The organism is Caproiciproducens lactatisolvens (assembly GCF_052443335.1).
Taxonomy (GTDB): Bacteria; Bacillota; Clostridia; order Oscillospirales; family Acutalibacteraceae; genus Caproiciproducens.
Map to the genome: position 1 here is coordinate 3,055,940 of NZ_CP195750.1, position 17,888 is coordinate 3,073,827.

Here is a 17,888-nt window from a genome sequence, read left to right on the forward strand (position 1 = left end):
ATCTTCGTATTTTTCTTAATTTATTATAGGCTTTACACAATTTCAATGATAGAGAAATTCATCCACCTAACTGTAAAATTGTCCATCTTGAACTTTTTTACAGATCCCAACAAAAAGTTCCCCCGTTATATAACGGGGGAACTCTCTTCAGCATGTTCGGATTTATAGAGAGAACAGAAAATGAATTTCAATATGTTTATGGACGCAGATAGTCCTCGACGCTTTTACGGTACGCACGGCATGTCATGCCAACCTGCTTTTTAAAACAACGCAGGAAATAATTGTAATCATTAAACCCAACCTGTCCGGCAAGCAGAGAGATGGGGAGGTTTGTTTCCTTGAGCAACGTTTTCGCCCTGTCCAGGCGCTTCTTCTGGATATAAGTGCTGATCCCGCATCCAAGGCATTCTTTTGTAAGCGAGTAGAAAGAGGATCGCTTCATCTGAAGATAGTCGCACAGGTCTTCGACTGTAAACCCTTGGGACATGTTTTCCGCGATATAATCGTCGATACGATCGACGAGATTGTTCCGGTCTATGCTAACCACCCGTTCGCTCAGCAGATAGCTGACGCAGGCCTTGCTGATCAGGGTGGCCGCCTCAAGCTCCTCCTTGTCCTTCACGTCAATCAGATCGATCACGCGGAGCAGCTCGTCCTCGCTCACGGGCAACCCCCGATGCCGTTCCATGAGAGCCTGTTTGGTGGAGTTGACGTCCTCGGCGCGGATCATTTGCCCGAACATGATGTAACCGATAACCATCTCTTCGATTTTTAACGGAATGATCATTTCCAAAAGTCCGGCGTGACATTGGTAAGCGTAAATACTCTTTTTTGCATGGCAGTGGCGAAAGGCCTCCCAGTCGCTCTTCAGGCACGCCTGGATTCCGTTTCGACGGATCAATTGACAGAAATCACACTGCGGATAAGGCCATTCCTGCAGCTGATGAAAATCCGTATCGTAAAAGGACACCTTCACGTGGTTCAACGTGTAAAACGCCTTCAGCATTTCGGCTAGACGGCTCCTGTCCACGTAAAGCCCATGAAAAAGTCTATAGGCTCCGTTATTCATCGCCATTTGCCCTCCTTCGCGGTTTATCGGCGGGACGCCAGCCGTTCCGTCACCTGTCGCATGGAAGCCGTGCCCGTCATACCAAGCTGCTGAATGGTAATCGAGGAAACGCAGCAGGCCAGAAGTGCGGCCTCGGCCGCCGTCAGGCCCAGCGCGAGCCCCAGGAAAATCCCAGCGTTCGCCGCATCGCCCGCACCGACGATATCAATTTCGCCGTCGACCTTGAACGCCGGAACAAGCTCTGCCGTCCTGTCAAAAACAACGATCCCCGCCTTTCCGCAGGTGACAAACAGGGGAATCCCGCCGCTCCGGTAAAGTCTTTCTCCCCTTTCCACAATAGCATTAAGCTTCCCGGTGTCCGGCTTTGGTCCGCCGGTCATCGCGAAGAACTCGATGTCGTTACACTTTACAATGATATTGCGGTATTCGTTTGCAAACGAGCGTGAATCCGCATAAAAAATCTTGTCCTTCCTTTCAGCGGCCAGCTTGCTGAGCTGTTCCCTCAGCCAGTCCGTGACAGAACCCATATTGCGCTGATAGAACTGATCCGTGATGATCACGCCGTCGGCCCAGTCCAAGACGGATTCCAGTTGACGCATCATCTCGCGTTGGACCTCTATCGGACGTTGAATGAAGCTGCGGAAATCGAAGCGGTTCATCTCCCGGTAGATTCCGTCGGTCCCCCTGCGCATCGGTTTCATGTAGGTGCATGTGCACAGGACGTCGCAGCTCACCATATGGGAAACGTCCGCGCCCGTTTCGCGCAGGCATCTCAGCAGCTCGTATCCCTGCCCGTCGTCTCCCACAAGACCGATACAGACGACTTGGGCTCCAAGTGTTCGCAGATTGTTCGTAATGGTACCGCCGACGCCGGCGGACAAAGAGGTACGGTGAACCTGGTAAGCGGTTTCCCCGGTTTCCGCCGAAGGTTCGTCGTGTTCCGGATCAATATAAAGGTATTTGTCAAGCGCATAGTCCCCAAATACGACGACTTTTACCTGTGCAACATTTTTCAAAACGGAAATCATTTTATCAATATCCATTCCAACCAACCTCCTCTATCATACTTATTTGGCACGCATGTCATCCAGTGTCAGAATCTGCCTTGCAAGATTGGGCAGCGTCTTCTGGTGCTCCCCACGCACATAAAAGCTGCGGCCGCCATCGGCCACAGTGCGTGCCAGAATGGTCTTCCAAGGGCGGAAATAGTAGCGCGGGTCGCTTTTGGGCGGGGTGACGGCATAATCGTCGCTTTCCTCGATCGGCATCAGGTCGAACACCGCCGTATCGAAATGAACGATTTTTTCGCCACGCTGACGGGCGACATTCCGCGCCATCGCCAGGGCCTTCAGGTAAACTTCCGGTCCGGCCACCGCCGATCCGAAGTTCAGGAACACCCCGTTTTCCAGTTTTGTGACGCTTTGGGCATAAATCAGAAAATCAGTATAGGAACAGAAGCCCATGGCCGCCCCGTCGCAGTTGGGGTGCTCATGGATGATGTCGTTTCCGATACCAATATGCACGGTACACGGCACATGGAGGTGATACCCCATTGCAAGCACACTTTTTTCACGGTTTGGAAAACGATTTTCCCAAATATATTTTCCTACGGCTTCTCCCCACCCGATGCCCTCTTTTGCTCCCGCGCGGACCGCGTCGTTTATCAGCCCCGTTTCCTTCCACAGGCCGAACTGGCCCTCGCTGACGTATCGGGCCACGCTCTCGCAGGTATGGCCGATCATAGCCAGTTCGAAATCGTGTATGGAGCCCGCTCCGTTCGTCGCAAAGTGCGTCACGAGCCCCCTCTTCATCAGCTCGATCATAAACATGGCATTGCCGGTGCGGATGACGTGTGCGCCGTACATTATTAAAACGGTGGCATCGTGATTGCGGCGGGCTCTGACGACGGCTTCCGCCAGCACCGGCAGCGCCGGATGATCGAACTCCGGGATTCTGTCGTCAACATTCTTCAGCACCTCCGACAGATTCACATCATGGACGCGCCGGTCCAGTGGCAAAAGGTTCAGTTGAGAACGATCAAACTGTGCAAATGGCATTGATATCTCTCCCCCATAAATATTCGAATGTCCCGCGGGCCGAGTGCCCAAATCGTCCAATCCTACCGTATGATTCCGTATATCCCCTCGGTGTCCCGAAAATCCGGTATGATGACGCGCGCTCCGGCCGCGATCAGGCGGCTGCGTTTCCACTGGTTGACGCCCCGGCGCTTACTCTCCTCCGTTGCCACGCCGACGGCAAGTCCACCGTGTTTTGCAACGAGTTTCACCTCCACAAAGCCATCCCCGAACGAAATAAGTTCGTCAGGACGAATATGTTCACGGTTCAACATAGCATTAATGACCAGCTCTTTTGAACATTCCACCATTGCGTCGTGGGCACCGTGGATCCCCCCGTCAAACACTCCTTGAAGTCCCAGAAGCTTCGCCTCGTACAGAACGTCCTCTTCATCCGTCCCGCTTGCCAGATAGCATTTGATGCCGTTCGACCGCAGAAGCTTCAGAAACGGACCGACCCCGGGGACAAGCCACTCCTCCGGATCCGCTTCCCCCGCGGCAAGCCGCTCCTTTCGCTTAGCTATTCGCAGTTCAAGGCGGCGCAGATACTCCTTCTTGTAGACAATAGGCTCGCGCTTCGGACCACCACGTTTCACGACCTCCTCATTCAGCTTAATGCACTGAAAAATCGTCTGCTTCCCCGTGAGATCCGTGACAAAATCGAGCACAATTTTCCTGATGGCCTCCTCGCTTTCAGGCGTGGCGGTACTGCGGAGAACCTCACAGAAATAAGGAATCATAATATCTTGCCAGCCCTCTCGGATCAGACTGACTGTTCCGTCAAAGTCAAACAATGCATAGCGAATCGAAAAGCGATTTTTGTCCCACAGGCGGACGATTTCAAGTTTTGGTTCCATACTGCTCTCCATATTGTTTCAACCTCTTCTTCACCTCGTGCCGCAGCTTTAGGAAAAGCCTCATTCATTGATTTGGAAAAGAATATTTCAGGCTGTCTACTAAAAGTTTGACACAGATAGTAATTAATTTGTTTCTAAATTGGATATTCCATAATCTTTTTCAAAGGGATTTTTTGTAAATAAGAAGGCTTTTTTACATCTCTATTTGGTCTGCATATTTTACAATATGCTTAAAATTTTCTTTTTATCTGTTTATATATTATATTTTTCCAATAATATCTGTATAGAGAAATTCATCCGAAAAGGCGTAATTTTGTCCATTTCAAATATCTTTACAGATTTTGTTCCCAGAAGCGGATAAATTCGGAGTTCGTATAGACTACCGCGCAAGCAGTTTCCGTTCCATTTGTTTCTATTAAAAGGAAACCTGGTTTCTTGGATCAAATTTCTCTATAAAAACACAGCGCATATGGCCGAAACGAGACCGTCAATCGGAACGTAACAATATAATAAATAATCTCAGAAAGAGATGGATTGCGAGACTTTCAAAGTTTGATCCCATGGAGTTGTTGAATTTGATATGGACCTATCCACTATTTGAGCCATTGATTCAACTGCGATCAATACGAGAATGATATGTCAGAGCCAAGCCTATTCCTCACAGACTTATCGTTCGACCAGTCTGCCGGCGATTGGATATCCAGAAGCTTTCCATTCTTTTGCCGCGAAATTTTGTTGGCAGAGGCCGCAAACGCTTTTGCAAAGGCAATGCCGATTTCCCCGTCCCCAAAAAGAATCGCGTCGGGCAGGCCATGGCTTGCGCTGAGGCCAGCGAGCCTATGATGAGGATCAGGTTGACATCGTAAACCAAATGGAAGACGACTACCTGAAGACTGGAGACGAAAAGCCATCACAGGATACAGAAGCGCTGCTCCGTATCATTCAGGACAATCCGGACTTGCTCGCCAAACTGTTGGCCTCCGTCAAGTAATCAGTTTGCTTAGCTAAAAACAGTTTAATCTCCAAAAAAACCTTAGCTGAGCTGTTTTTCAGCCCGAAATCGACTTCACAGCGACTTAATTTCCTTAGCTGTACGAGTTCCCAGAATATAAAAAAATGCTTACCCACAACATGACTTGTGAGTAAGCATTCGGGCCGGAAACCCTTGTCCGGACTGGGTTTGATGGCACGCCTGAGGGGATTTGAACCCATGGCCCCCGCCTTAGGAGGGCGGTGCTCTATCCAGCTGAGCTACAGGCGCATATTCAATTTTGTGTACCGCTCGGAGTTCGCCTTAGGAGGCGAACGCTCTATCTAAGCTGAGCTACGGAGACAAATAAAGCTGTAAGGCGGGTTTCCGCGGGCATCCTCCAAACGGCTCTCTTTCAGCGGAAATCGCATACAACTTTTATATTATAGGATATCACGGCGCCTTTGTCAATTACTCCTTTTTGGGGGATTCCTTCCCGTCTCCGTCCTGCGCCGCCTGGAAAAAACCGAAGATCAGCAGCATCATGGAGGTCAGGGAAATCAGAATAATGATATACGGCAGCCAGGTCATGGTCGCGTAATCCACCATTTTCCTTTTTGCCGCGCTGTAAAAACAGGCCGACGCCGTCGCGTACAGCGCGCAGAGCACCACGGAAGCGCCGAAATTTTTTCTTTCCTTCAGCACCCTCATACAAATAATAATCGCGGCCGGGAACACGCAAGCCATCACCATATAGAAAAGCGCGTCGTCGGAAAAGCCCATGCCCGCGTAGCGGTTAATCATCTGAAAAACACTCAGCGAAGTGTCTCCTGCGGCGGCATCCCCGACAATGGTCCCCGCCGGTAAAAACAGCGCCCCGATCAAAAAAAGCTGCAGCAGTGTCACCATGATTTTAATCTGCCTCTTGTTCAACCGTACCCGCCTCCTTCCGGTAAATATCCCTTGAATACAATTCCCCATGCTCCTGAGAGCATGGGGAATGTCTGTCAAAGCGCGCGGAAATTTATTTTGCTCTCTTTTCCTTTACAGCGGCCTGCGCGGCAGCCAGACGTGCGATCGGCACGCGGAACGGTGAGCAGGATACGTAGTTCAGGCCGACATTGTGGCAGAACTCGACGGAAGTCGGGTCGCCGCCGTGCTCGCCGCAGATGCCGAGGTGGATCTCGGGTCTGGTCTTGCGGCCAAGCTCAACCGCCATCTTCACCAGCTTGCCTACGCCGTTCTGGTCAAGGTGGGCGAACGGATCGGACTCGTAAATCTTGTTCTCATAGTAGTAGTTCAGGAACTTGCCGGCGTCGTCACGGCTGAAACCAAAGGTCATCTGGGTCAGGTCGTTGGTGCCGAAGCTGAAGAACTCCGCTTCCTTGGCAATGTCGTCCGCGGTCAGAGCGGCGCGCGGAATCTCGATCATGGTGCCGACCTCATATCTGAGGGATACGCCGGCTTCCTTGATGATTTTATCGGCGGTCTCCGTAACGATATCCTTTACAAACTTGAGCTCTTTCTGCTCGCCCACCAGCGGAATCATGATGCGCGGCTCGGTCTTGAACTCAGGATGCTTCCTGTTGACCGCGATAGCGGCGTTGATGACGGCCGTTGTCTGCATTCTGGCGATCTCCGGATAGGAAACGGCAAGACGGCAGCCGCGGTGGCCCATCATCGGGTTGAACTCGTGCAGGCTCGCAATGACGTTCTTCAGGTCCGCGACGGTGATGTTCAGCTCGCCGGCGATTTCCTTGATGTCCTCTTCCTTGGTCGGCAAGAACTCGTGGAGCGGCGGATCGAGGAAGCGGATGATGACCGGACGGCCTTCCATCACTTCGTAGATGCCCTCAAAGTCACCCTGCTGGAACGGAGTGAGCTTGACAAGCGCCTTTTCGCGCTCTTCGGTGGTCTTGGCAACGATCATTTCACGCATTGCCTTAATACGCTGACCTTCAAAGAACATGTGCTCGGTACGGCAGAGGCCGATGCCCTGAGCGCCGAAATCACGGCCCTGCTTTGCGTCCTTCGGCGTGTCGGCGTTGGTGTAAACTTCCAGCTTACGGGCAGCGTCGGCCCACTTCATGAAGCGGTCGAAGTCGCCGGAAATTTTGGCGGCGGCAGTCGGAATCGCTTGTGCGTAGATATTGCCGGTGGAACCGTCGATGGAAATATAGTCGCCCTCTTTCACGGTCTGGCCCGCGAGGGTAAATTGCTTTGCGTCATAATCGACAACGATTTCGCCGCAGCCGGATACACAGCAGGTACCCATGCCGCGCGCAACAACCGCCGCGTGGGAGGTCATGCCGCCGCGTACGGTGAGGATGCCCTGTGCGACCGCCATGCCTTCGATGTCTTCCGGAGAGGTCTCCAGACGGACAAGAACGATCTTCTCGCCCCTATCGTGCCATTCCTTCGCGTCCTCCGCGGAGAATACGACTCTGCCGCAGGCAGCGCCCGGGGAAGCCGCAAGGCCCTTGCCGATTGCCTTTGCCTTTTTAATGGCGGCAGCGTCGAACTGCGGATGAAGCAGGGAGTCGAGCTGCTTCGGCTCTACTCTCAAAACCGCCTCTTCTTCGGTGATCATGCCTTCGTCAACTAGGTCGACGGCTACTTTCAGGGCAGCGGCCGCGGTCCTCTTGCCGTTTCTGGTCTGGAGCATGTAGAGCTTGCCGTTTTCAATGGTGAACTCCATGTCCTGCATGTCGGTATAATGTTTTTCAAGGTTGTTTGCAATCTCAGCGAACTGGTTGTAAACTTCCGGCATATCCTGCTGGAGGTGGCTGATCGGGAACGGGGTGCGGATACCGGCAACAACATCTTCGCCCTGTGCGTTAATGAGGTACTCGCCGAAGAGAGCCTTTTCGCCCGTAGCCGGGTTGCGGGTAAACGCAACGCCCGTGCCGGACTTGTCTCCGGAGTTGCCGAACACCATCGCCTGTACGTTGACGGCGGTGCCCCAGTCGTAGGGGATTTCGTTCATACGGCGGTATACGTTCGCGCGGGGGTTGTCCCAAGAACGGAATACGGCCTTGACGGCTTCCATCAGCTGAACTTTCGGGTCGGTCGGGAAGTCTTCGCCCTTCTGCTCCTTATAGAAAGCCTTGAACTTCCGAACGAGCTCTTTCATGTCGTCCGCGTCAAGCTCTACGTCCTGCTTTACGCCCTTCTTCGCTTTCTGGGCGTCGATGATCTTTTCAAACTCTGTTTTGGAAAGCTCCATAACAACGTCGGAGAACATCTGTACAAAGCGGCGGTAAGAGTCATAAGCAAAGCGGGGACTGTTCGTCAGCTTTGCAAGCCCTTCCACAACGGTGTCGTTCAGACCGAGGTTCAGGATGGTATCCATCATACCCGGCATGGAAGCGCGGGCGCCGGAACGTACGGAAACCAGCAGCGGATTTTCCGGATCGGCGAACTTTTTGCCGCAGATCTTTTCCATTTTTGCAAGGTATTCATAAATTTCAGCCTGAATATCGGCGTTGATTTCACGGCCGTCCGTATAGTATTGCGTACAGGCTTCGGTGGAAATCGTAAAGCCCTGCGGAACAGGCATGCCAAGAACGGTCATCTCGGCTAAGTTGGCGCCTTTGCCTCCGAGAAGCTCTCTCATTTTGCCATTGCCTTCGGAGAAAAGGTAAACGTACTTGTGGCTCATTAACAGTACCTCCTATTAAATTGTTTGTTTTGACGAGCTATATTAATTTGTAATTTTGTAAATAGTCGCTCAAAACGTATTATAGCAAAAAGAGTTGGAAATTACTATATGTTTTTTTATAAAACCGCCCGATATTTCAAATTAAATTTTGTAAAAACAGAGTATCTTTCACAAATCATCCTCAAAAGTTGATTTATATCTTGAAAATTCTGATTCTTATGAGATAATAGAGATAACCTAAAATGTATTTTTATGCTCAAACGCGAATGCTATAGATAATCACGGAGGAAACAACATGCCAGAGGAATGCTGTGCAGTAATTCTTGCCGCCGGCGAGGGGAAACGGATGAAGTCCAACCGCCCCAAAGTGCTTTCACCGGTGCTTTTCAAGCCGATGCTGCAATGGGTGATTGATTCCGCGCACGGCGCGGGAGTTTCCGGTATCTGTGTAGTCACCGGCTATATGCATGAGGAGGTCGAGCGGTACCTTTCCCTTCTGAACGAGAGCGGTGCCTTTGCCCCGATTTCCCACGTCCTTCAGCCCGAGCGCAAGGGCACCGGCCACGCCGTCATGATGGCCGAGGGCTTTCTGCGCGACCACCGCGGGGAAAATGCCCTGATTTTAAATGGAGACGCGCCGTTTGTCGGTTCCTCTGTCATCGGCGAGGCACTGAAGGACCACGTTGAGAACGGCAACGCGGTTACCGTCATTTCCGCCGTTCTGGACGACCCCACCGGGTACGGCCGCATTGTGCGCGACCCGGAAACCCACCTGATCAGCGCGATTGTGGAGCAGAAGGACGCGGACTTCGCTACCCTTTCCATCTGTGAAATCAACTCCGGCGCATACTGGTTCCGTGTGGACGACCTTCTGGATATTCTTTCCAAAATCCGGAACGACAATGCGCAGGGTGAATATTATCTGACCGACGCGGTCAAACTGCTGATTGAAAACGGCAAAAACGCCGGAGCCCATACCACCAGCGACGCAAACGCCGTGCTGGGCGCGAACGACTGCCTGCAGCTCAACGCGCTGAACTCCGTCGCCCGCGACGAAATTCTCTCCCGCCATATGCGCAACGGAGTGGAAATTCCGTGCCGCGACGGCGTGATGATCGGTCCGGACGTGGTCATCGGCAGCGATACCTGTATCTTACCCGGCACCATTTTGCGCGGAGCAACCGTCATCGGCTGCAACTGCACTGTGGGGCCGCATTCTTTTTTATCGGACTGCCGGGTGGGGGACGGCGTGCAGCTGATTTCCGTGCAGTGCGAAAACAGCGTGATTCCATCAAACAAGGCCGTTGCGCCTTTTTCGGTTATTAACCAGAATATAGTTTGAGTCAACAGAATACAGGGGGATATGCAAATGAACTTTCATGGCAAGGATATCAAAATTTTTGCTGCCAACGCCAGCCAGCGCGTAGCAAAACAGATTTCGGAGTGTCTGGGCCTTCCGATGGGCAAGAGCGAGGTTTCCACTTTCAGCGACGGTGAAATTTCCCTATCTCTTTTTGAATCGGTCCGCGGTTCCGACTGTTTTATTGTCCAGTCGACCTGCGCCCCGGTCAACAACAACCTGATGGAGCTGCTCATTATGACCGACGCGATGAAACGCGCCTCCGCGGCGCGCATTACCGCCGTCATGCCGTACTTCGGCTACGCCCGTCAGGACCGCAAGGCAAAAGCCCGCGACCCGATTTCGGCAAAGCTCTGCGCCGACCTGATCACCACCGCAGGCGCAGACCGCGTGCTGACCATGGATCTTCACGCACCCCAGATTCAGGGCTTCTTCAATATTCCCGTGGATCATCTTCTCGGTGCGCCGATTCTCTCCTCTTTCCTGAAAGAGCGCATCGGCGACGAAACCGACGATTACGTGATCGTATCCCCCGACCTGGGCTCCGTTACCCGCGCACGCAATTTCGCCGCCCGCATCGGCTGCCCGCTCGCGATTGTGGACAAGCGCCGCCAGAAGGCCAACGTGTGCGAGGTTATGAACATCATCGGCGACGTAAAGGGCAAGAAGGTCGTGCTCGTCGACGATATGATCGACACCGCCGGGACCCTCTGCAACGCGGCCAGCGCCATCATGGACAAGGGCGCGAAGGAAGTCAACGCCTGCGCGACCCACGCGGTCCTTTCCGGCCCGGCCATCGAGCGCATTAAGGAAAGCCCCATCAAGGAGCTCGTCCTGCTCGACACCATCCCCCTCGCTCCCGAAAAGCATCTGGACAACTTTACGATTCTGCCCGTCGCCCCGCTGTTCGCGGAGGCAATCGAGAGGATTTACGAAGACAAGCCCGTTTCTCCCATGTTTGTCTGATAAATAAAAAAACGCAATATCGGGTGGGGTAGAGCAATCTATCCCGCCATATTGCTTTCCCCTGCCCTGAATCGGGCGGGGCACCGGAGGGAGGGACGGCCTCCCCCGGCATATGTTAAACTCCCCCACCATAGTGGCGGCCCCTTCAAAAATCGGGGCCGGGTTGTATTCATTTTAGGATTTAACACAAAAAGGACCGGCGGAAAAAGCCAAAAAGGGGGACTCTCGCCGCCGGCCTTCCTGCGGCAGGGCACAAAAAAACGTCGTACACGGATGACTTCATCCATATACAACGCCGTCAGGTGCAAACAGATACAAATCACCCCTGTACAAAACTGCAAAGAGGCGGTATAATAATATCCGCAGTGCGCCGATTATTCGGTTGCGTATGGAGGTGCGACTCCGTATGCAGGGGGCGGGGTGGTGGTGCACCCCGTTCCTGCTCTGCACTTTTTATTGTGCCTTACAAACCGATTATAGCGCGTTTCTTCCCTTAGTGCAATAGAAATTGTAAAATAACGGAAGATTATGGAAATTGATGGGAGAAGCCCATCCCTATACTTGGGCTTACAGCAAACTTTCCCAGCCGCTTCGCGGCAGTCCTTGCTTTTTCGTATCCCCCGTCAATGAAAACCACAGCAGTATCGTGCCACACAAAGACCCTTTGGGAATACCCTGGGGGTGCAGGGGGATTTTATGGAACCCTCCCGCCGGGAATTCAAAATCCCCCTGCGCGTCCTTTGCCTACTTTCGGACAAACGCGAAAGTAGGGGCCTGCCCGGCCTGAGGGCAAAGCTGACGATTAGAAAAAGAAACCCAAAAAAGCACTATGCTTCCGAAACTCCCTCCCGCGCAGACCATGCGGTCGGCAAGCGCCTACGGCGATGCGCTAATGAAAACCAAAGGGAGAAAATGTAAACTCCCTCAGTCAGGCTGCGCCTGCCAGATCCCTCAAAGAGGGAGCCAAAAGAGGCCAAGCCCCTGCCTCCCTCCGTGAGGGAGGTGGTGCGCCCGGCGCGTCGAAAGGAGTCTCGGAGCAATCCACTCCCGATTTAATGTAAGCTAATTGGAAGCCTCGCCGTAGGCGCCTGCCGACCGCATGGTCCGCTTGCCGACCGACAGGTCCAAATATCAGATCGAGGTTACGGAACATGTTTAAAAACATCTTTGCAAGAAGCGCCGAGCCGGCCGGCCCGGTCGAATACATTGTCGCCGGTCTGGGCAACCCCGGCGGCAAATACGAGGGCACGCGCCACAACGCGGGCTTTATGGCGCTGGACTATATTGCGGAGAAGGCCGGGGCGCGGGTCGACCGCGTCCGGTTCAAGGGGCTGACCGGCACCGCCGTGATCGGCGGGAAAAAGGTTCTTCTGCTCAAGCCCTCCACCTATATGAACCTGAGCGGGCAGAGCGTCACCGAGGCCATGGCCTTTTACAAGCTGCCCCCGGAAAAGGTGATCGTCCTTTTCGACGACGTTTCGCTGGAGCCGGGCCGCATGCGCATCCGCATGAAGGGCAGCGACGGCGGCCAGAACGGCATGAAAAACATCATCTACCTGAGCGGGAGCGACCGCTTCCCGCGCATCAAGCTCGGCACGGGCGCAAAGCCGAACCCCCAGTGGGATCTTGCCGACTGGGTGCTTTCCAAATTGACGGAAGCGGACAGAAAGGCGCTGTACGAGGCGATCGGCCACGCCAGCTCCTCCGTGGAGCTGATGGTTCGGGGAGACGCCGCCGAAGCGATGAACAAATATAATTCATAACGAACGCATATAATAGAGAAGCAAGGAAGAGAATGGAAAAGCACGATTTTCCGATTCCTTCAGAATAAGGGAGATTTCATGAAATTTCTCACCAACGCCATCAGCGGCCTCAAGGAGTTTCAGGAGCTTGAAGCCGCCGTCAAAACCTCTGCGCTGCCGGCGGCGGTCACCGGGCTTTCCGGAATCCATAAAGCAAATATCATTTACTCGCTCTGCGTAAAATCAAAACGCAGGGCTTTTGTTGTTGCCGGCGACGAAAACGAGGCCCAGCGCCTGTGCGACGACCTTGCCGCCATGGGCATGAGGCCGCTGTTTTACCCCGTGCGCGACTTCAATTTCCGCGACACCGCGGGCAGCAGCCACGAGTACGAGCATCAGCGCCTGCAGGTGCTGGAGCAGACGCTGAACGGCGCGTGCGACGCGGTCGTCTGCTGTATGGACGCGGCGCTCCAGTACACCATCCCCCCCGCCGAGCTGAAAAAACGCACCGTCACACTGAAGGCGGGCGATACCGTCTCCATGGAGCGGGTGCTTGCCGCCCTGACCGCCTGCGGGTATGAGCGCGCCGTCCAGGTGGACGGCACGGGCCAGTTCTCCCAACGCGGCGGCATCCTGGACATCTTCACCCCGGACGCGCCCAGCCCGGCGCGCGTGGAGTTCTGGGGCGACGAAATCGACACGATTTCCCTGTTCGACCTCGAAACCCAGCGCCGCACGGAAACCGCGGAGCAGCTCGTCATCGCCCCCGCGGTGGAAGCGCTGATCGACAACCCGGGGCTGCTTGCGGACAAGATCATGAAACACGCGTCCACCCTGCGCGGAAAGACGGCGCCCGCCGCCAAAGCCGTTTTGACGGAGCAGGCGGAAAAGCTAAAAAACGGCGTCCGCATCGGATGCGCGGACAAATATATCTCCCTGCTGTACGGCGCCGCGGCGACCCTGTTCGACTATATGGAGCCCGGCACCCTGCTTTTCGTCAGCGAGCCGGTCAAGTCCAAGGAGCGGATGCGCAGCACGCTGTGGCAGTGGGGCGAGGACGTCATGGACCTTCTGCAGGAAGGCACGCTCTGCCGCGGGCTGGACACCTTCAGCGGGGACTGGCCGTACGCGCTCGATCTGTGCGAGCGGCGCGGGGCGATCTATCTGGACACCTTTGTGCGCGGCAGCTACGAAACGCCGGTGCGCACCCTGATCGGGATGACCGCGCGGCAGCTTTCCGTCTGGGGCGGCAGCACCCAGCTTCTGAGCGAAGACGTGCAGAACATGATGGCGACCAGATGGGCCTGTGTGGTGCTCGCCGGAAGCGAGCGCAGCGCGCGGACCACCGCCGCCGACCTGCAGGCGGCCGGGCTGCCCGCGGGTTACGTGGAAAACCCGGAAACCGTCCAGCGCGGGACCGTTGTGGTCACCACCGGGGCGCTTTCCGCCGGGCTGGAATACCCCGGCGCGTTTTTCGGCCTGATCACCCACGGCCGCCTGATCACCGCGCCCGTCAAAAAGGCCAGGCGCAGCAAGAACAGCCAGGAAATCTACAGCCTTGCGGAGCTGACCCCCGGCGACTACGTGGTGCACGCGTCCCACGGTATCGGCGTGTTCGAGGGCATCCACAAGCTCGACATGCACGGCATTGTCAAGGATTATATCAAGCTGCGGTACGCCAAAAACGACACCCTGTACGTTCCTGTGACCCAGCTGGACATGGTTTCCAAATACATCGGCCCGCGCGAGGACGCGACCGTCAAGCTGCACCGCCTGGGCGGCGCGGAATGGCAAAAGGCCAAGGCGAGGGTCCGCGCGGCGGTCAAGGATATGGCGAAGGAGCTGATGAAGCTCTACGCCGAACGCATGCAGGCACAGGGACACGCCTTCCCGCAGGACAACGAGTGGCAGCGCGATTTTGAAGCGCATTTTGAATACGACGAAACGGAGGCCCAGCTCCGCTGTATCGACGAGATCAAGAGCGATATGGAGCGGGAAGCCCCCATGGACCGGCTTCTGTGCGGGGACGTGGGCTTCGGGAAAACGGAGGTCGCCCTGCGCGCCGCGTTCAAGTGCGTTACGGACTCCAAGCAGTGCGCCATGCTCGTGCCCACCACCATCCTCGCGTGGCAGCACTTCCAGACCATCACCAAGCGCATGGAGGGCTTCCCGGTCCGGATCGAGCTGCTTTCCCGCTTCCGCACGCCGAAGCAGCAGGAGGAAATCCTGCGGCGTTTGAAGCGCGGGGAGATCGACATGGTGGTCGGCACGCACCGCCTTGTTTCCAAGGACGTGAAATTCCGCGATCTGGGACTGGTCATCATCGACGAGGAACAGCGTTTCGGCGTCGCGCAGAAGGAAAAGCTCAAAGCGCTGTGTAAAAATGTGGACGTCCTCACCCTTTCGGCCACGCCGATCCCGCGCACGCTGAACATGGCGCTCTCCGGCATCCGCGACATGAGCCTGATCGAGGAGGCGCCGCACGACCGCCACCCGGTGCAGACCTACGTGCTGGAGCACGACAGCGGCCTGATCAGCGAAGCCATCCGGCGCGAGCTGCGGCGCGGCGGGCAGGTTTACTACCTGCACAACGACGTCGCCACCATTGAGCGCACCGCCGCCCGCCTGCAGGCGCAGATTCCGGAGGCGCGCATCGGCTTCGGCCACGGCAAGATGAACGAGCAGGAGCTTTCCGAGGTCTGGCGGCGCCTGATCGAGCACGAAATCGACGTGCTCGTCTGCACGACGATCATTGAAACCGGCGTGGACGTGCCCAACGCCAACACGCTGATCATCGAAAACGCGGACCGGATGGGCCTTTCCCAGCTCCATCAGATCCGGGGCCGCGTGGGGCGGTCCAGCCGCCGCGCCTACGCTTACCTGACCTTTACGCCCAACAAGGTGCTGACGGAAATCGCCCAGAAGCGGCTTTCCGCCATCCGCGAGTTTACGGAATTCGGCTCCGGCTTCAAAATCGCCATGCGCGACCTTGAAATCCGCGGCGCCGGCAACATTCTGGGCGGCGAGCAGCACGGCCATATGGAAGCCGTCGGCTACGACATGTACCTGCACCTGCTGGCGGAGGCGATCAGCCGCGAGAAGGGCGAAGCCCCGCCCGAGTACGACCGGGAATGCCTGGTGGATATGCAGATTCAGGCCCATATCCCGGAAGGTTATATTGCGAACCTCAGCCAGCGGCTGGAGATTTACCGCCGCATCGCGGACATCCGCACCCGCGAGGACGCGCTCGACGTGACCGACGAGCTGATCGACCGCTTCGGCGACCCGCCGGAGAGCGTGAACGGCCTGATCGAGGTCGCGCTCCTGCGCAACCTCGCCTCCCAGCTGGGCATTTATGAGATCAAGCAGCAGAACGACGTTCTGCTCCTTTATAAGACAAGCATCGACATGAAGCAGGTCGGTTCCCTCATTTCCTCCATGCGTTCCCGCGTGATGCTGAACGCCGGAGCGAAACCGTACATCAGCGTCAAAATCCTTCCGGGCGCCACTCCGCTGGACACCCTGACCGAAATTCTCAACACGATCCGGGAATGACGTCATACCGCGCAAAAACTCACCGGTTTTCCACCAAGGTTTCACACAGCCTTCACAAAATCGCCGGGCGGCGTACTGGACAAGCCGGACGGATAAGAGTATAATAATCTGGTGAAACTTGAATCAGGTCTTGTCGACGGACGAGGCCCGGCGCCTGTTCAAATTTGGCTGCGCACAAGCGCATGGAGGTAGTTATGTTAAAGAAGTCGAAAAAGGTGGTCGCCGCAGTGCTGGCCGTCGCCATGATCGCGGGCATGACCGCGTGTAAAAGCGACAAAAGCTGGGCGATGAAAAACGACAGCCTGACCGCTCCCATCGGAGTATATATCTATAATCTGTATTATGCTTACCAGAACGCGCAATCCCTGGCGACGGACTCGTCGAAGCCGCTTCTGGAACAGAAGATCGACGGCAAGGACGCACAAGCCTATATAAAGGAAAAAGCGCTGAATTCCACAAAGGCGCTCTTTGTGATGAACGATAAAATGAAGGAGCTCGGCCTTTCCCTGACCGCGGACGAGACGAAGTCCATCAGCTCCAGCACGGATTCCCAGTGGGCGCAGGCAAGCTCCACCCTTGAAAAATACGGCATCTCAAAGAATTCGTTCAACCTTGCGTATTCGGACTATTACACCAAATACCAGAAGGTGTTTACGGCTCTCTACGGCAAGGGCGGCAAAAAGGAAGTTTCCGACGCCGACCTGAAAGCCTATTTTGAGAAGAACTACACCGACTATTCCTATTTCCTCAAGCCTCTTTACAGTACCGACGCCAACGGCAGCACGGTGATGATCACGGAAGCCGAGCAGGCCGCGCTGGAAAAAGAGTTCAACGGTTACGCGGCGGACATCAAGGCCGGAAAAATGACCATGCAGCAGGCTGCCGACGCCTATAAAACCTCTTCCAAACAGACGACCGACCAGCTTCAGTCCGGCACTGAAATTCTGGACAGCAACTCCGGTTTCCCGACGGATTTCATTTCCCTCTTCTCTTCCATGAAGCCGGGCGAGGTCAAGGCGGCGGAAATCTCCGGCACCTATATGGTCGCGATGAAGAACGACGTCACCAAGAAAACCGCCGGGCAGCTCGGTACCGAAAGCACCCGCAGCTCCATTCTGGCCCAGCTGAAGGGTCAGGAATACTCCGACGAAATCGAAAAGGAAGCGGCGGCGTACACCAGCGTTACCCTGAACCAGAAGGCGATCGATTCCTATAAGCCTTCCATGTTTGAGACCAAGACTTCCTCCGCGGCGGCATCTTCCGCTCCGGCCTCTTCGGCGGCCGCCTCAGCGGCAAGCGCCGCATCGTCCAAATAAACAGCCAAAACAAAGTAAGGGCGCGGACAGAAACTTCTGTCCGCGCCCTTTTCATGTGAGGTTTATTCCCTCTGTTTTCTTCTTGGATACGGCGTTTCGACGTCCGTCAGACCGACAAGATAATCTATGCTGGTTCCGTAATACTCTGCCAGCTGAACCAGAACCGATATGGGAATACCCAGCTTTCCCAATTCATAATCCGAATAGGTGGTCTGCCCAATGGAAAGCAGCCCGGCCAAATCCTTTTGTTTGAGATCCCTGTCTTCCCTTAAATTCCGAATTCTCTCATAGACTGTCATGTAAACATCACCCGAAAT

12 protein-coding genes and 1 tRNA gene are annotated in these 17,888 nt (G+C 55.1%); 5 read left to right on the forward strand and 8 right to left on the reverse strand.

Features of this window, described 5'->3' with window-relative positions; all coding sequences use genetic code 11:
- Positions 1-196 precede the first annotated feature (196 nt).
- The 7 genes from ACRQV7_RS15095 to ppdK all read right to left on the reverse strand — a co-directional run bounded on the left by ACRQV7_RS15095 (position 197) and on the right by ppdK (position 8,632).
- Positions 197-1,075 carry a PocR ligand-binding domain-containing protein gene (locus ACRQV7_RS15095; protein WP_275714473.1) on the reverse strand — a complete coding sequence of 293 codons (879 nt, stop codon included), beginning with the start codon at positions 1,073-1,075 and terminating at the stop codon, positions 197-199.
- Positions 1,076-1,092: 17 nt separating this feature from the next.
- The gene (locus ACRQV7_RS15100) at positions 1,093-2,112 is read right to left on the reverse strand and encodes a bifunctional heptose 7-phosphate kinase/heptose 1-phosphate adenyltransferase (RefSeq protein ID WP_444658874.1); all 1,020 of its coding nucleotides are present in this window, start codon (positions 2,110-2,112) and stop codon (positions 1,093-1,095) included.
- 24 nt (positions 2,113-2,136) lie between these two features.
- The gene (locus tag ACRQV7_RS15105; RefSeq protein ID WP_275714477.1) at positions 2,137-3,126 is read right to left on the reverse strand and encodes a hypothetical protein; all 990 of its coding nucleotides are present in this window, start codon (positions 3,124-3,126) and stop codon (positions 2,137-2,139) included.
- 62 nt (positions 3,127-3,188) lie between these two features.
- Complete coding sequence (locus ACRQV7_RS15110) at positions 3,189-4,001, reverse strand: HAD family hydrolase (RefSeq protein ID WP_444658875.1); 813 nt, start codon at positions 3,999-4,001, stop codon at positions 3,189-3,191.
- A gap of 1,184 nt (positions 4,002-5,185) precedes the next feature.
- A tRNA-Arg gene (locus ACRQV7_RS15115) sits at positions 5,186-5,262 on the reverse strand.
- Between the two features lie 180 nt (positions 5,263-5,442).
- Positions 5,443-5,904 carry a hypothetical protein gene (locus ACRQV7_RS15120; protein WP_444658876.1) on the reverse strand — a complete coding sequence of 154 codons (462 nt, stop codon included), beginning with the start codon at positions 5,902-5,904 and terminating at the stop codon, positions 5,443-5,445.
- Between the two features lie 91 nt (positions 5,905-5,995).
- Positions 5,996-8,632, reverse strand: coding sequence for a pyruvate, phosphate dikinase (gene ppdK / locus ACRQV7_RS15125; RefSeq protein WP_444658877.1), 2,637 nt, complete (start codon positions 8,630-8,632; stop codon positions 5,996-5,998).
- Positions 8,633-8,927: 295 nt separating this feature from the next.
- On the opposite strand from ppdK, the gene ACRQV7_RS15130 reads away from it, so the two are divergent.
- The 5 genes from ACRQV7_RS15130 to ACRQV7_RS15150 all read left to right on the forward strand — a co-directional run bounded on the left by ACRQV7_RS15130 (position 8,928) and on the right by ACRQV7_RS15150 (position 17,571).
- The gene (locus ACRQV7_RS15130; RefSeq protein WP_444658878.1) at positions 8,928-9,974 is read left to right on the forward strand and encodes a sugar phosphate nucleotidyltransferase; all 1,047 of its coding nucleotides are present in this window, start codon (positions 8,928-8,930) and stop codon (positions 9,972-9,974) included.
- 27 nt (positions 9,975-10,001) lie between these two features.
- Positions 10,002-10,958 (forward strand): ribose-phosphate pyrophosphokinase, encoded by a 957-nt coding sequence (locus ACRQV7_RS15135; protein WP_444658879.1) that lies wholly within the window; start codon positions 10,002-10,004, stop codon positions 10,956-10,958.
- A gap of 1,151 nt (positions 10,959-12,109) precedes the next feature.
- The gene (gene pth / locus ACRQV7_RS15140) at positions 12,110-12,721 is read left to right on the forward strand and encodes an aminoacyl-tRNA hydrolase (protein WP_444658880.1); all 612 of its coding nucleotides are present in this window, start codon (positions 12,110-12,112) and stop codon (positions 12,719-12,721) included.
- 78 nt (positions 12,722-12,799) lie between these two features.
- Positions 12,800-16,255 (forward strand): transcription-repair coupling factor, encoded by a 3,456-nt coding sequence (mfd, locus tag ACRQV7_RS15145; protein ID WP_444658881.1) that lies wholly within the window; start codon positions 12,800-12,802, stop codon positions 16,253-16,255.
- A gap of 194 nt (positions 16,256-16,449) precedes the next feature.
- Entirely contained in the window at positions 16,450-17,571 is a 1,122-nt protein-coding gene (locus ACRQV7_RS15150; RefSeq protein WP_444658882.1) for a peptidylprolyl isomerase, read from the forward strand.
- Positions 17,572-17,633: 62 nt separating this feature from the next.
- Here the strand turns inward: ACRQV7_RS15150 and ACRQV7_RS15155 are convergent, their stop codons facing one another.
- Positions 17,634-17,870 carry a helix-turn-helix domain-containing protein gene (locus tag ACRQV7_RS15155; RefSeq protein ID WP_444658883.1) on the reverse strand — a complete coding sequence of 79 codons (237 nt, stop codon included), beginning with the start codon at positions 17,868-17,870 and terminating at the stop codon, positions 17,634-17,636.
- Positions 17,871-17,888 lie beyond the last annotated feature (18 nt).

Coding starts and splice junctions, on each gene's coding strand:
- ACRQV7_RS15095 (WP_275714473.1), bottom strand. CDS start 1,075: ATGGCGATGAATAACGGAGCCTATAGACTTTTTCATGGGCTTTACGTG.
- ACRQV7_RS15100 (WP_444658874.1), bottom strand. CDS start 2,112: ATGGATATTGATAAAATGATTTCCGTTTTGAAAAATGTTGCACAGGTA.
- ACRQV7_RS15105 (WP_275714477.1), bottom strand. CDS start 3,126: ATGCCATTTGCACAGTTTGATCGTTCTCAACTGAACCTTTTGCCACTG.
- ACRQV7_RS15110 (WP_444658875.1), bottom strand. CDS start 4,001: ATGGAACCAAAACTTGAAATCGTCCGCCTGTGGGACAAAAATCGCTTT.
- ppdK (WP_444658877.1), bottom strand. CDS start 8,632: ATGAGCCACAAGTACGTTTACCTTTTCTCCGAAGGCAATGGCAAAATG.
- ACRQV7_RS15130 (WP_444658878.1), top strand. CDS start 8,928: ATGCCAGAGGAATGCTGTGCAGTAATTCTTGCCGCCGGCGAGGGGAAA.
- ACRQV7_RS15135 (WP_444658879.1), top strand. CDS start 10,002: ATGAACTTTCATGGCAAGGATATCAAAATTTTTGCTGCCAACGCCAGC.
- pth (WP_444658880.1), top strand. CDS start 12,110: ATGTTTAAAAACATCTTTGCAAGAAGCGCCGAGCCGGCCGGCCCGGTC.
- mfd (WP_444658881.1), top strand. CDS start 12,800: ATGAAATTTCTCACCAACGCCATCAGCGGCCTCAAGGAGTTTCAGGAG.
- ACRQV7_RS15150 (WP_444658882.1), top strand. CDS start 16,450: ATGTTAAAGAAGTCGAAAAAGGTGGTCGCCGCAGTGCTGGCCGTCGCC.
- ACRQV7_RS15155 (WP_444658883.1), bottom strand. CDS start 17,870: ATGACAGTCTATGAGAGAATTCGGAATTTAAGGGAAGACAGGGATCTC.